Below are 13,320 nucleotides of genomic sequence, written 5' to 3'. Positions count from 1 at the left end.
GGCGCGCGGCTGGTGGCCGCGACGGTGTGGGCGCTGCCGACGTCGGCGGCGGTGCCCGGCGCGGACCCGATGGCCGAACTGGTGATCGCCGTCGACACGGCCCTGGCCGGCGACGACCCGGTCACCGAGCTGTGCGCGTGGCAGCGCACCCGGCTCGCCCAGTGGCGCGAACGGCCCGAACCGGCCCGCTCACCGGTCTTCTGGGCGGCCCTGACCTGCCTCGATGCCTCCGACGACGGGCAAACCTGGGTTCGGTAGCGGCGCGTCCCGCCGAAGCTGTGTGCACACACAGCGAAAGGCAGGGACCGATGTTCAAGAAGATCCGCGACCGGGTCGACGAGGCCACCCGCCACGGCGCGGCCCGCGGCGCGCAGCAGTTCCAGCAGCACGCGGAGCAGTTCCGGCAGGCGGCCGCGGCCGAGGGGTACGACATCACGCCGCAGCTGCCGACGCCGCAGCTGGCCGCGCAGGCGTTCCGGATGATGAACGCCGACCCCGAAATGGCGGCGTTCCTGGCGCTGCCGCCCGACGAGCAACTGCGCCAGCAGCAGGAACTCCAGGCCTACGGCACCGAACTGCGGCGCCTGTACGACACCGGCGAGCCGGCCACCCTGGTCGTTCGGGCCCTCGAGCCGACGGACCGCACGGTCGCCGGGCAGGCCCGCTACACCGCGACGCTGGAGGTCACCCGCGCCGACGGCACCACCTACCGGGCGGTGACGCCGCTGATCACGCCGCTGGCGACGATCCAGCAGTACGCGCCCGGCACCCGGCACGAGGCCCGCGTCGACCCCGCCGACCCGGCGAAGGTCGCCGTGTTCGGCCCGATCGGCTAGCGGTGTTCGCCTTCGCCCTGCCGGACGGTCCACGGCCGGCCCGCCGTGCCCGGCTGTGGCTGCTCGGGGTGCCCACGACGCTCGCGTGGGCGGCGACGGGCTGGTCCGGGACGCTCGGGCTGCTGGACGGTTTCCGGTTGATGTCGCTCAACCGCGTCGACGCGTGGGGGGTCGACGCGGGCCCGGTGGTTTCACTGGTGCTGTTCTTCACCGTCGCCGTCACGGTGGCGTCGTCACTGGGCTTCGCGATGCTCTGGGCGACCGGCATTTCCTTGCACCGGACGGGGTTCGCGGTCCGGGCGGGTTCGCTGGCCACCTCGCTGGGCGTGGCGCTGGGCAGCGGCCTGGCGATCCCGTCGTGGACGCCCCCGGAGTCGGTGGGGCAGCGGCTGCCGGTCTCGGGTGGCGAGGCCGAGCCGTGGTCCGAAGTGGACTGGGTCGTCTACTACGAGCCGTACCTGGTGCCCGCGGTGTCCGCGCTGGTGGCTCTGGTCCTGATCGCGCTGCTGCTGCGGGGTTTCCTCGCCGAGGCGGAGGCGGACGACCGCGCGCAGGCGCTGCGGCACCGCGGCCGCCAGGTGACCGGCGTCGTCACGGACGTCGAGTTCACCGACTTCAGGGTGACGGGCCACCCGCGGTTCGTCGTGCACGTCCGGTTCCCGGTGGACGCGGGGGAGCGGACGGTCGTGACGACCATGGTCGCGCCGCTGTACCAGGCCCCGGCCCGCGGCTCGGCGGTGCAGGTCCGCTACGACCCCCAGGACCCGGAAGCCGTGCTGGTGGAACCGGATCCGGCCGGGTCGCCCTTCTAGCGCCGGGAGCGCTCGTATGTCCACTGTGTCCCATCCCGTCCGTCCGGCCGTCCTCGCCGGGGGCTTCCTCGGCGGCGTCGTCGCCGGAGCGACCCTGAGCGCCTTCATCGCCGGCATCGTGCTCGAAAAGGTCCCGCTGATCCTCTTCAGCGTGGGCCTCCCGATCGGCTACGGCCTCCTGGTCTTCCTCGCGGGGCTGCCGCGCCGCGCCCGCGAGGCGGCGATCGTCCCGCACACCGCGCTCGCGCGGATCGAGAGCCTGCGGGCCGGCGGCACCGAAACGGGGGACGTCCCGGTCGACTTCGTGCTCACGATCGCCCCCGGGTACGCGGCGCCGTTCCGGACCCGGATGACCGAGCACGTCAACCTGATCGACCTCGCGCGCTTCCGGGTGGGTGACGTCCTCGTGGTCGCCTACCCCCCGGACCGGCCGTGGCGAGCCGGGATCGTGTCGGACCCGGCCCCGGAGTGGAAGCGCCGCGCGGCCGACGCCGTCATCCGGCCCGCCCCCGAGTCGGCGATGGTCGAGGAGCCCCCGGAGGGGTGCGGGTTCGCGTTCGCCGCGTTCGTCGGACTGCTCCTCGGCGCGGCCACGGTGCTCGGCCTGTTCCGCGTCGAGCTGTTCGCCCCGGCGCCGGAGGAGGCGCCGGCATCGACCTCGGCCACGAGTTCCACCACGACGATCGCCGGCCCGCAGCAGTCGTTCCTGGACGCGGCGGAGCTGCGCCGGGCCATCGAGACCCTGGCCACGAGCGTCCGGATCCCACCGGACCGCCTCCCCGACCTCATCCACCAGGCGACGACCCTCGACGTCGGCTGGCCCCGGAGCTGGCAGCTCACGGTCGCCCGGACGCCGGACACCACCACCGTCCGGCTCACCGTGACCGGCCCCGGGGGCAGCGCCTCGGTCGTCCTGCCACCGCGGTGATCGGGATGCGCGGGATCGTTTCCCTTACTGCTCGAACACCCCGTAACCCGGGACGGCGTGCGCCCGGACGCCGTCCATGTCGAGCTCCACGCCGATGCCCGGGGTGTCCGGCAGCGTGATGTAGCCGTCCTTGACGATCGAGCCGCTCCCGTCGGGCGCGCGGACGTAGCTGTCCCACACCGCGCGCTCCTCGAGGGCGTGCCATTCCTGGACGAAGAAGTTGGGGATCGCCGCGCACTGGTGCGACGTGGCCATCGTGCCCAGCGGCGTCGACACCAGGTGGGGTGCGAAGGGGATGTAGTGCAGCTCGGCGAGGTTGGCGATCTTCTTGGCCTCGGCCAGGCCGCCGCACTTCGGGACGTCCGGCTCGATGACGTCGACGGCGCCGCGTTCCAGCAGCTCGCGGAAACCCCACCGCAGGTAGAGGTTTTCGCCCGCGCAGATCGGCGTCCGGGTCTGCGCGCGCACCCGCACCAGCGCGTCGACGTTCTCCGCCGGCAGCGGCTCCTCGAGCCACATCAGGTGGAAGGGCTCGAGCTCCCAGGAGATCCGGCAGGCGCTCGGCACGTCGTAGCGGGCGTGCAGGTCGATGGCCAGGTCGACGTCCGGGCCGATCGCCTCCCGGACGGCCGCCACGCGCGAAACCATCGAGTGCAGCTCGGCCGCGTTGATCGTGTGGTTGAACTGGTCGAACTTGGCCGGGTGGTGCAGGTCGTCGATGTCGAACTTGAGAGCGGTGAAGCCTTCGGCGACCATCCGCTGGGCCCGGTCGACGCACCCGGCGACCGAGCCCGCCGGGTCGTCGCCGTCGCCGCAGTCGGCGTAGAGGCGGATGCGGTCGCGGAACTTCCCGCCGAGCAGCCGGTACACCGGCTGGCCCGCCGCCTTGCCCGCGAGGTCCCACAGCGCGAGCTCGATCCCGGACAGGGCGATCACGAACACCCCGCCCTGCGGGCCCGCGAAAACCTTGCTGCGGCGCAGTTTCTCCCAGCACCGCTCGACGTTGCGCGGGTCTTCGCCGATCAGCAGGGGCGTCAGGGAGGCGATCATCCCGACGACGGCACCCGCGCCCGCGTCGGGATTGGCCTCGCCGAACCCGCTGAGGCCCTCGTCGGTGTCGATCCGGACCAGCGTGGCCTCACCGTGGTAGGCCACCACCGCCGTCGTGACGTTCACGATCCGCATTGCTCTCCCGTCCCCGGGTGGTGCGTACGAACGGACTAATGCGACGTCCAACTTGTCCGATAAGCTGATGACATGCCAAGGAGACAAGAGTCTCCGGACGCTGTCAAGGTCCGGACCCTTCCGGTGCAGGTGGCGGCCCACCTGACCCGGCGCATCGTGCGCGGCGAGATCGACGAGGGCCGGGCGCCGTCGGAAATCGAGATCTCGCAGGAGTTCGGGGTGTCCCGCGTGGTCGCGCGGGAGACGCTCAAGATCCTCGCCTCGCTCGACATCGTCGACGTCGCGCAGGGCCGCCGCGTCGTCGTGCGGCCCCGCGCGGAGTGGGACTACCTGAGCCCGTTGCTGGTCGAGTGGCTGCCCGCGGAGACCGTCGACGAGCTGCTGCAGGAACTGCACCAGATGCGCGCACTGCTCGAACCCGAGCTGGCCGCCATGGCCGCGGCCAGCATCACCGACGAAACGCTCGCCCGGCTCGGCGACGAGATCGGCCGCATGGCGGCGCTGGAGACGGACCCCGAGGCCTACCTCGAGGTCGACCACGAGTTCCACATGGAGATCTGCCGGGCGGCCGACAACCGCATCCTCGACCGGATCATGTACTCGGCCCGCTGGCTCGGCACGGCCAGCCGGCGCGTCACCAACGAGGCGCCGGCCGGGCTGCGCCGCGCCACCGCCCAGCACACGGAGATCTACGAGGCGCTCGTGGCGCGCGATCCGGCAGCGGCCCGCGCGGCGATGCGCCGGCACCTGAGCAACAACTACTCCACGCTCCTCGCGGAGAAGGGGCAGCGAAGCAAGCGTAGCTAGCACACTGCACGACCGATCCGGAACCGATGACGAGGACGGACGAGCCATGGCAGCACCTGCGAACCGGCCGATCCGGCTGGGGCTGATCGGTACCGGGCTCGCGGTCGAGAAGCTGCACTGGCCGGCGTTGCGGGGGCTCGCCGACCGGTTCGTCGTCACCGCGTTCACCGACCCCGCCGCGGACCAGCGCGAGCGGTTCACCGGCTACAGCGGAACCGACCCGGCCTTGGCCACCGCCGATCGGGCCGCGCTGCTCGCCCGCGACGACGTGGACGCCGTGCTGATCTCGGTGCCGATCCCGCACTTGTACGAGGTGGCGTGCGACGCGCTCGCGGCGGGCAAGGACGTGTTCTGCGAGAAGCCGGCCGGCGTCGACGCGGAGCAGGCCGCGGCCTTCCTCGCCCTGGCGGCCGGGCACCCGGACCGCGTCTTCGTGGTGGGCGAGAACTTCTTCTACCGGGACGACCTGCGCTACGCCCGCGCCCTGCTCGACAGCGGCGCGATCGGCCGCCTGCACCTGATGGCGTGGCGGCACGCCGGCCAGTCGATACCCCGGCCGGGCGGCTTCACCAGTACGCCGTGGCGGCAGCGGCCGCAGTACCGCGGTGGGGTGCACCTCGACTTCGGCGTGCACCACATCGCCCAGATCAGGCTGCTCTGCGGCGACATCGCGCGGCTGCACGGTGCCGTGCAGGCGGCCAACAGCACGATCGACGCGCCGTCGGACCTCGCGCTCACCCTCGTCTTCACCGGAGGCGCCATCGGCAACTACACCGCGTCCTTCCCCGAAATCCCGGTGCCGCCCGAACCCAACGAGATGCGGCTGTACGGCACCGTGGGTGTGCTCGTGCTCGCCGGAGACGAGTCGGAGCGCCGCGTGACGCGCAGCAGTCCCGACGCCACCACCCACACGACAGTCTTCCGCGGGAGTGACAACGGCTACCGCGCGGAGCTCGTCGACTTCGCCGATGCCGTGCAGTTCGGCACGCGGCCGGTCGGCAGCGTGGCCCAGAGCGTGGCCAACACGATGGTCGTCCAGCGGGCGCTCGACTCCGCGGAACGGGCGGCGGTACTGGCGCTCGACCCCGTGCCCGGCGCGGGCCCGGTACCGCTGTGGCGGCCCCGTGGCTCGACCGGGCTCTTCGACGGGCTGCCAGGACAACGCATCAGCAGTACGGCGTCCTTCGCCGCATGAACGACCCGCAGCGCGGCACTCGCCGCGCTGTCCCCGCCGGTTGCACCGTCGCCCGTCGGTACGAGGAGTGGTCATGGAAGAGAAAACGGACTGGTCGAGGCGCTCGTTCCTCGGGCTGGGCGCGCTGGGCGTGCTCGGTCTCGCCGGGTGCGGGAGCGACCCCGCCCCCACCCCGCAGGTCGACGTCCAGGTGCCCAAGGCGCTGCTCGACCAGGCGGCCGCGCTCCGCGGCGGGTCGGTGGGGATGCTCTCGCAGAAGCTGTACGCGGAAGCCGCCAACAAAGCACTGGACAAGTCGCTGCAGGTGTTCGCGCAGGCCACCGGCACCACGATCCGCAACGACCTGGTCTCCGGCGACGCCGGCGACATGGTCGCGAAGATGGACGCCGAGGTGAAGGCGGGCACCAACCGCGACCTGGCCTTCGTGAGCGACCGGCGGTTCGTCGGCCAGCTCCACAACCTCGGCGCCCTCACCGACGTCACCGACGTGGTCACCGAGATGCGCGCGCTCTACGGGGACCCCGCGACGGAGGCGAACAACTACTGCGTGTTCGACGGGCGCTGGTTCGCGATCCCCTACCACTTCATCGCGACCGGGATGTACCTGCGCAAGGACTGGTACCAGGAGAAGGGGCTCCCGCTCAAGCCCTACTACACGTGGGAAGAGTTGCGCGACAACGCCTTGGCGGTCTCCGACCCGGCGAAGCGGCGCTTCGGCTGGGGGCTGACGGTGAACCGCTCCGGTGACGCCAACGGCTTCATCCAGAACGTCATCAACACCTACGGCGGGGCGATCGCGGACAACACCGGCACGAAGGTGGTGTTCAACTCGCCGGAGACCGTCGCGGCCGTCACGTTCATCGGCGACATCTACACGAACCCGAAGTACGCGCCGATGCTGCCGCCGGGCGTCGGGAGCTGGACCGACTCGAGCAACAACGAGAACTGGCTGGCCCAGATCCTGGGGCTCACGCTCAACCAGTTCAGCGTCTACGCCGACTCGAAGACCAAGAAGAACCCGGTCTACGCCAACACGCACGTGTTCAACGGCGCCACCGGACCGGCGCTCGACCGGCCGCTCGCGTTCGGCGAGTCCAACTCGTTCGTCGTGTTCAAGGGGGCGAAGAACCCCGAGCTCGCCAAGCTGGTGGCGAAGTTCATGGTCGGCGGGAGCGCGCTGCTCGGGGTCGCGAAGGGAGCACCGTGCCTGGTCAACCCCTCGTGGGACAAGGTGTGGGACTCCGACCCGTACTACACGACCGGTGACCCGGCCTACCCCGCGTTGCGGGAGCAGACCCGGACGAAGCTCCCGATCACCACGAAGACCGGCTACGCGTTCCCCCAGGCGCCGAGCCCCGGCGAGCAGGCCGCCCTCGCCGCCTACCTGCTGACCGACATGATGCAGTCGGTCGTCCAGGGCACCCGGCCGGCCGACGCCGTCGCCGCGACCCACGGCCGGATCGTGCAGATCTTCGAGCAGCAGGGCTACCGGCAGTGACCGTCCTGCGGCCACGCCCGGCGCCGGCCCGTCCGGCGCCGGGCGCGTCGTCCTCGCTCACCCCGACCCAGCGGCGGCTCGGCCGTGACTGGCGCCTCGCCGCGGTGTTCATCGGGCCGACGCTGCTGCTGGTCGCCGGCCTGATCCTGGTCCCGATCGTCAGCTCGATCTTCACCAGCGTCACCGAGCGCCACGGTGCGGAGACGGTGTTCGCCGGGCTGGACAACTACACCGCCTTGATCGACGACGCCCTGTTCCACCGGGGCGTGCTCAACTCGTTCGTCTTCACCGCCTACGCCGAGATCTTCAAGGTGACCTTCGGGCTCATCGCGGCGCTGATGCTGCACCACATGCGCCGCGGCCGGGCGATCATCGCCGGGGTGATCCTGCTGCCGTGGGTGATCCCGACGGTGGTCACGGCCTTCACCTGGCGGTCCCTGCTCGACCCGATCTTCGGCAGCGTCAACGTCCTGCTCACCGACTCCGGGATCGGGCCGGGCCTCGCCGCGATCGGGCTCGTCGACTCCTGGCCCGCGGAGTGGCTGTCCGATCCCGCGCTCGCGATGCCGGCGGTCATCCTGGTCAACGTCTGGAAGGGCATCCCGTTCTTCACGGTGACGTTCCTCGCCGGGCTCAAGGCCATCGACAGCAACCTCCACGAGGCGGCGATGGTGGACGGCGCGTCGCCGTGGCAGCGTTTCGTGCACATCACGCTGCCGGGCCTGCGCCCGGTCATGATCGTGACGGTGCTGCTGTCGTCGATCTGGACGTTCAACAACTTCGACCTGATCTGGCTGATGACCCAGGGCGGCCCGGGCGACGCCACCGCCCCGTACGTGATGGTGGCCTACTCGAAGGCCATCCAGCAGCTGCAGCTGGGCGCGGGCGCCGCGGTCACGCTGGTGATGCTGCCGATCATCGCCGTTCTCGTGGTGATCCTCGTGCGGATGATGCGCCGCAGCGACCAGCCGGGCGCGGCCGACCTGGGGCGCCGGCGGCTCAGTCCCGCCCAGCGCCGGGCGCTGCCGTGGGTGATCGTCGTGGCCTCGGTGCTCGTGCTGGTCTGGGCGTCGCCGCACATCGTCTGGAAGGCCGCGCTCGTGCTGGGCGTCTTCGTGCTCCTCGCGGCCGTCGTCGGCCGGATCGTCTCCGCGCTCGCCGCGCGGAGCAAACGGCTGGCCGCCCGCCTGGTCGGCGGCACCAGCTCGGGGGTGGCGCTCGTCGGGCTGCTGGGCTTCGTGCTCGCCCCGATCTACTGGATGACGATCACGGCCTTCAAGTCCGACGACCAGATCGTCGCGCGCACCGACGACCTCTGGCCGAAGCCGTGGAGCACCGAGCAGTTCACCAACCTGTTCACCGGCCGCGCGTTCGGCACCTGGTACGTCAACACGATCCTGGTTTCGGTGGCGTCCACCGCGATCGCGCTGGTCTGCGCGGCACTGGCCGGCTACGCGCTGGCCCGGCTGAAGTTCCGGGGTTCGGAGAGCTTCACGGTGACGATCCTGCTCACCTACGTGATGCCGGGCGCGCTGCTGTTCATCCCGCTGTACCAGCTGATGAGCGGGATCGGGCTCAACGACTCGTTGTGGTCGCTCGTGCTCGCCTACCCGACGTTCACCCTGCCGTTCGCGACGTGGCTGCTCGTCGGCTACTTCAAGTCGATCCCGGCCGACCTCGAAGAGGCCGCGCTGGTCGACGGCTGCACGCGGTTCGGGGCGTTCGTGCGGATCGTGCTGCCGCTGGCCAAACCGGGCCTGCTGGCGGTCGCGCTGTTCACGCTCACCAACGCATGGAACGAGTTCCTGTTCGCCTTCGTGTTCATCACCAAGGACGAGTACAAGACGCTGCCCGTGGGCATGCAGTCGATGATCTTCGGCGACGTCGTGCCGCAGGGGCAGCTGGCCGCGGCGTCGCTGCTGGTCAGCATCCCCGTCGTGCTCATGTACGGCTTCGGGCAGCGCTTCCTGACCGAGGGCCTCACGGCGGGGGCGGTCAAGGGATGAGCGCGATCACCGAGGAGCACGTCGCGACGGCGTCCCGGCCGAGCGACCTGCGCATCACCGACCTGCGGGTGGCCACCGTGACCGGGGTGCCGTTCCGCTCCTCGATCATCCGGATCGACACCAACCAGGGACTGACCGGCTACGGCGAGGTGCGCGACCAGGCCAGCGCCACCTACGCGCTCGTGCTCAAGAGCAGGCTCGTCGGCGAGAACCCCTGCAACGTCGACAAGATCTTCCGCAAGATCAAGCAGTTCGGGCACCACGGCCGCCAGGGCGGCGGGGTCTCCGGCGTCGAGATGGCGCTGATGGACCTGGCGGGCAAGGCGTACGGAGTGCCCGCGTACGCGCTGCTCGGAGGCCGGTTCCGGGACGAGGTCCGCTGCTACGCGGACACGCCGTCGCTGCCGGACCCGCACGAGATGGGCGCCCGGCTACTGGAGCGCAAGCAGCGCGGGTTCACGATGCTGAAGATGGACGTGGGCATCGACCTGCTGTGGGACGTGCCGGGGGCGCTGATCGCGCCGCCGGGTGCGCGCGAGGACGTCACGACGATGCACCCGTTCACCGGCATCCAGGTCACCGCTCGCGGTGTCGGGCACCTGGTGTCCTATGTGGACATAGTCCGGTCGGTCGTCGGTTACGACGTCGCGCTCGCCGCCGACCACTTCGGCCACATCGCGCTCGACTCGGGCATCCGGATCGGCCGCGCGCTGGAGCCGTTCACGCTGGCGTGGATCGAGGACCTGATCCCGTGGCAGCTGACCGACCAGTGGCGCCGGCTGACCGAAGCGGTCGCCGTCCCGACGTGCACGGGGGAGGACATCTACCTGCTCGACGGCTTCCGGCCGCTGCTGGACGCCGGCGCCATCCGCGTCGTGCACCCCGACCCGGCGACGGCGGGCGGGATCGCGGAGACCAAGCGGCTCGGCGACTACGCGCAGGAGCGCGGGATCGCGATGGCGCTGCACCTGGCGGCGTCCCCGATCGCGACGATGGCGTGCGTGCACCTGGCGGCCGCCACGGAGAACTTCCTGGCCCTCGAACACCACGCGGCCGACGTGGAGTTCTGGAACGACCTCGTCACCGGCCTGCCCCGCCCGCTGATCCAGGACGGCCACATCACCGTGCCGGACACACCGGGCCTCGGGTTCGGCGACCTCGACGAGGAGCTGGTCCGCCGCCACCTCGACCCGCGCGACCCGGTGTTCTTCGCCGAAACGACGCACTGGGACTCCGAATCGAGCCACGACCGGCTGTGGAGCTAGGCACGGTCCTGTTCGGCGCGCCACCGCTCGTACTCGGGCCGGGCCTCGTCGGACAGCGGGTAGTACCGCCGCAGGTCGCCGCCCTCGGCCAGGCGGATGCGGGAGAACTCCTCCCACTCCGCGTGCTCCTGGGCGTGCGCCACCAGGGCGGGCGCGAGCTTGACCGGCACCACGACCGCCCCGTCGTCGTCGGCGACGACGATGTCGCCCGGCTCGACGAGGGTGCCGCCGCACGCCACCGGGACGTTGACGGCGGCCGGGACGATGCCGGTCTGGGCGTGGAAGTTCGGCGTGGCGCCCCGGATCCACAGCCCGAGGCCGAGCCGCTTGGCCTCGGCGGTGTCGCGCAGGCACCCGTCGACCACCACACCGGCGCCGCCGCGGCCCTTGAAGTAGGTCAGCATCATCTCGCCGAACACGCCGCTGCTCAGGTCGCCGCGCGCGTCGACGACGATCATGTCCCCGGGTTGCGTGTGGTACATGACGTGCCGGTGCAGCTGCTTTTCCGGTTCTTCGTACTCGTCGACGGGATAGAGGTCCTCGCGCTTCGGGAGGAACTGCAGCGTCAGCGCCGGACCGGCCACGCGCACGCCGGGGGTCACCGAAACCGGGCCGCGGATGAACGCGCTGCGGATGCCCATGCGGCTGAGCTCGCCGCTGGCCGTCGCGCTGCCGATGGCCGCGAGCGCCGCGCTGAGCTCGGCGGGCGGGCGAACGATGTCGGGCGTCTCGGTCACGTCGGTGGCTCCCTGGGTCCGCGCTGACGGAAACTGTCGGAGAGTTCCGGATCAAGCCTAGTCGGAAATCGGCCGATGCCTGTATAACGTCCTATGCGGCGGCGCTTCAGTCCGTGAATCCGTTGGCCGGCAAGGGCAACGTGAGCCGGAAGCAGGCGCCTTCGCCGAGGGTCGTCTCCAGCTCGACGTCGCCGCCGTGGGCGCGGGCCAGGGACCGGGCGATGGCGAGGCCCAGGCCGGCGTCCGCACCGGGCGTGCGCGTCCGTGAGCGGTCGGCCCGGTAGAAGCGGTTGAAGACGCGGCTCGCCTGCTCGGCCGTCAGCCCCGGGCCCTCGTCGGCCACTTCGAGCACCGCGCGGCCGTCCGCCGTGCCGACGCCGATGCGCACGCGGGTGCCCGGTGGCGTGTGGGCGGCGGCGTTGCCCACCAGGTTGGTGACGACCTGGCGCAGCCGGTCCTCGTCGGCGTCGACCGGAGCCGGGCCGGGCGGGCCCGCGCCTCCCGGCCCGGTCAAGGAGACGGGGCGGGCGGGGTCGAGGGCCCGCAGGTCGTGCCGGGCGTCGCCGGCCAGGGTGCGCAGGTCCATCGGAGCCCGGTCGAGCTGCTCCTCGGGCGCCTCGTCGAGCTGGGCGAGCAGCAGCAGGTCCTCGGTCAGCGCGGTGAGCCGGGTGGCTTCGCGATCGATGCGCCGCATCGCGTCGTCCACATCGGACGGTCCGGGCAGGGCCCCCATCCGGTGGAGCTCGGTGAAACCCTTGATGCCGAACAGCGGGGTGCGCAGTTCGTGGCTGACGTCCGAGACGAACGTGCGCATCCGCGCCTCCGACGCGGCCCGGTCGGCGAAGGCCCGTTCGAGCTGGCCGAACATGGTGTTCAGCGACGTCGCCAGGTGCCCGAGCTCCGTGCCGGGCGCCGCAAGGTCCGGGACGCGCCGGGTGAGGTCGCCGCCGGCGATCGCCGCCGCCGTGTGCTCGATGCGGCGCAGCGGCCGCAGGCCCCGGCCGAGGGCGAACCAGCCGGCCGCGGTCAGCACGACGAGCAGCGCGCCGCCGGTGACCAGGCTGCTCGTCCGCAGCTGGGCGATCGTGGCGTCGGCTTCGGCGAGCGGCGCGGCCGAGACGACCGTCCCGCCCCAGCGGACGGCCCGCCGCGCGACGGCCCGCCAGCGCTGCGACCCGTCGGCGGCGTCCAGGTCGACGGCCGTCCCGTCGGCGGGAACCGTGCGCAGCGCGTCGATCGGCGGCAGCGTCGCGCCGTCCACCCGGGACGAGTGCAGACCACCCAGGGCCGCACCGCCCGCGTCGAGGTACACCACGTAGGGCGTGCCGAACAGTTCGAGCGCGGGGTCGACGAGCTCGGGCCGCACGGCGGGGTTCGCGGTCGGCGGTGGCCCGGCCGCGCGGGCGATGAGCTCGGTCAGCGAGCGCAGCTGGCCGTCGAGCCGGTCGAGCTGGAACCGTTCCAGCTGCCCGGAAACCAGCGTGCCGATGAGGGTCAGGCCGGCCAGCAGCAGGCCCGCGGTGAGCAGCAGGAGCCGGGCCCGCAGGGAAAGCCGTCTCATCGGCGGGGCTCGCGCAGCACGTAGCCGACGCCGTGCACGGTGTGGATCAGCTTCGGTTCTCCGGTGTCGACCTTGCGGCGCAGGTACGAGATGTAGGTGTCGACGATGCCGGCGTCGCCGCCGAAGTCCTCGCGCCACACCCGGTCGAGGATCTGCGCCTTCGACACCACGCGCCCGGCGTTCTCCATCAGGTACCGCAGCAGCCGGAACTCCGTGGCGGACAAGCGGATCGCCCGTCCCTCGCGCGTCACCTGGTGGCCCTCGGCGTCGAGCGCGAGCACGCCCACCGTCAGCACGCCCGCGGGGTGGCCCGCGGTCCGGCGGAGGATCGCGCGGATCCGCGCGATCAGCTCCGCCAGGTCGAACGGCTTCGTCACGTAGTCGTCGGCGCCGAGGGACAGGCCGGTGACCTTGTCGGACTGGCGGTCCCGCGCGGTCAGGAACAGCACCGGCACCGGCGCGCCGTGGCCCGGGTGCCGCTCGCGCAGCC

The 13,320-nt window shown here is 71.8% G+C and carries 13 protein-coding genes; 9 read left to right on the top strand and 4 right to left on the bottom strand.

What is annotated here, in order from left to right:
* From CCN39_RS33335 to CCN39_RS33320, 4 genes are all read left to right on the top strand, one after another.
* Positions 1-258: hypothetical protein (locus CCN39_RS33335; protein WP_208630497.1), on the top strand; the 258-nt coding region annotated here is incomplete at its 5' end.
* A gap of 50 nt (positions 259-308) precedes the next feature.
* Complete coding sequence (locus CCN39_RS33330; RefSeq protein ID WP_086848777.1) at positions 309-836, top strand: DUF3592 domain-containing protein; 528 nt, start codon at positions 309-311, stop codon at positions 834-836.
* 2 nt (positions 837-838) lie between these two features.
* On the top strand, positions 839-1,648 hold the full coding sequence (locus CCN39_RS33325) for a DUF3592 domain-containing protein (RefSeq protein WP_086848775.1): 810 nt from the start codon (positions 839-841) through the stop codon (positions 1,646-1,648).
* 16 nt (positions 1,649-1,664) lie between these two features.
* Positions 1,665-2,576 (top strand): hypothetical protein, encoded by a 912-nt coding sequence (locus tag CCN39_RS33320; RefSeq protein WP_086848773.1) that lies wholly within the window; start codon positions 1,665-1,667, stop codon positions 2,574-2,576.
* 24 nt (positions 2,577-2,600) lie between these two features.
* On the opposite strand, the gene CCN39_RS33315 is transcribed toward CCN39_RS33320, so the two are convergent.
* Positions 2,601-3,761 (bottom strand): mandelate racemase/muconate lactonizing enzyme family protein, encoded by a 1,161-nt coding sequence (locus tag CCN39_RS33315; RefSeq protein ID WP_086848771.1) that lies wholly within the window; start codon positions 3,759-3,761, stop codon positions 2,601-2,603.
* 72 nt (positions 3,762-3,833) lie between these two features.
* Here CCN39_RS33315 and CCN39_RS33310 point away from each other — a divergent pair, with 72 nt between their 5' ends.
* From CCN39_RS33310 to CCN39_RS33290, 5 genes are all read left to right on the top strand, one after another.
* Positions 3,834-4,568, top strand: coding sequence for a FadR/GntR family transcriptional regulator (locus CCN39_RS33310; RefSeq protein WP_244211110.1), 735 nt, complete (start codon positions 3,834-3,836; stop codon positions 4,566-4,568).
* A gap of 46 nt (positions 4,569-4,614) precedes the next feature.
* Positions 4,615-5,763, top strand: coding sequence for a Gfo/Idh/MocA family protein (locus tag CCN39_RS33305; RefSeq protein ID WP_086848768.1), 1,149 nt, complete (start codon positions 4,615-4,617; stop codon positions 5,761-5,763).
* 73 nt (positions 5,764-5,836) lie between these two features.
* Positions 5,837-7,261: an extracellular solute-binding protein gene (locus tag CCN39_RS33300; RefSeq protein ID WP_086848766.1), complete on the top strand. Its 1,425-nt coding sequence runs from the start codon at positions 5,837-5,839 to the stop codon at positions 7,259-7,261.
* On the top strand, positions 7,258-9,267 hold the full coding sequence (locus CCN39_RS33295; protein ID WP_086848764.1) for an ABC transporter permease: 2,010 nt from the start codon (positions 7,258-7,260) through the stop codon (positions 9,265-9,267). Before CCN39_RS33300 ends, CCN39_RS33295 begins: the two co-directional genes overlap by 4 nt.
* Positions 9,264-10,532 carry a mandelate racemase/muconate lactonizing enzyme family protein gene (locus tag CCN39_RS33290; protein WP_086848763.1) on the top strand — a complete coding sequence of 423 codons (1,269 nt, stop codon included), beginning with the start codon at positions 9,264-9,266 and terminating at the stop codon, positions 10,530-10,532. The genes CCN39_RS33295 and CCN39_RS33290 overlap by 4 nt, the downstream gene beginning before the upstream one ends.
* Here CCN39_RS33290 and CCN39_RS33285 read toward each other — a convergent pair.
* The 3 genes from CCN39_RS33285 to CCN39_RS33275 all read right to left on the bottom strand — a co-directional run.
* Positions 10,529-11,269: a ribonuclease activity regulator RraA gene (locus CCN39_RS33285; RefSeq protein ID WP_086848761.1), complete on the bottom strand. Its 741-nt coding sequence runs from the start codon at positions 11,267-11,269 to the stop codon at positions 10,529-10,531. The genes CCN39_RS33290 and CCN39_RS33285 overlap by 4 nt on opposite strands.
* Positions 11,270-11,375: 106 nt before the next feature.
* Positions 11,376-12,830, bottom strand: a complete 1,455-nt coding sequence (locus tag CCN39_RS33280) for a sensor histidine kinase (protein WP_086848759.1) — start codon at positions 12,828-12,830, stop codon at positions 11,376-11,378.
* Positions 12,827-13,320 (bottom strand): response regulator transcription factor (locus tag CCN39_RS33275; RefSeq protein ID WP_143264248.1); only part of this gene is annotated, 494 nt, incomplete at its 5' end. The genes CCN39_RS33275 and CCN39_RS33280, both read right to left, overlap by 4 nt.

It is taken from the genome of Amycolatopsis kentuckyensis, assembly GCF_002155975.1.
GTDB lineage: Bacteria > Actinomycetota > Actinomycetes > Mycobacteriales > Pseudonocardiaceae > Amycolatopsis > Amycolatopsis kentuckyensis.
Note: the sequence above shows the minus strand (reverse complement) of the source record. Positions and strands in the feature narration are given on the sequence as shown.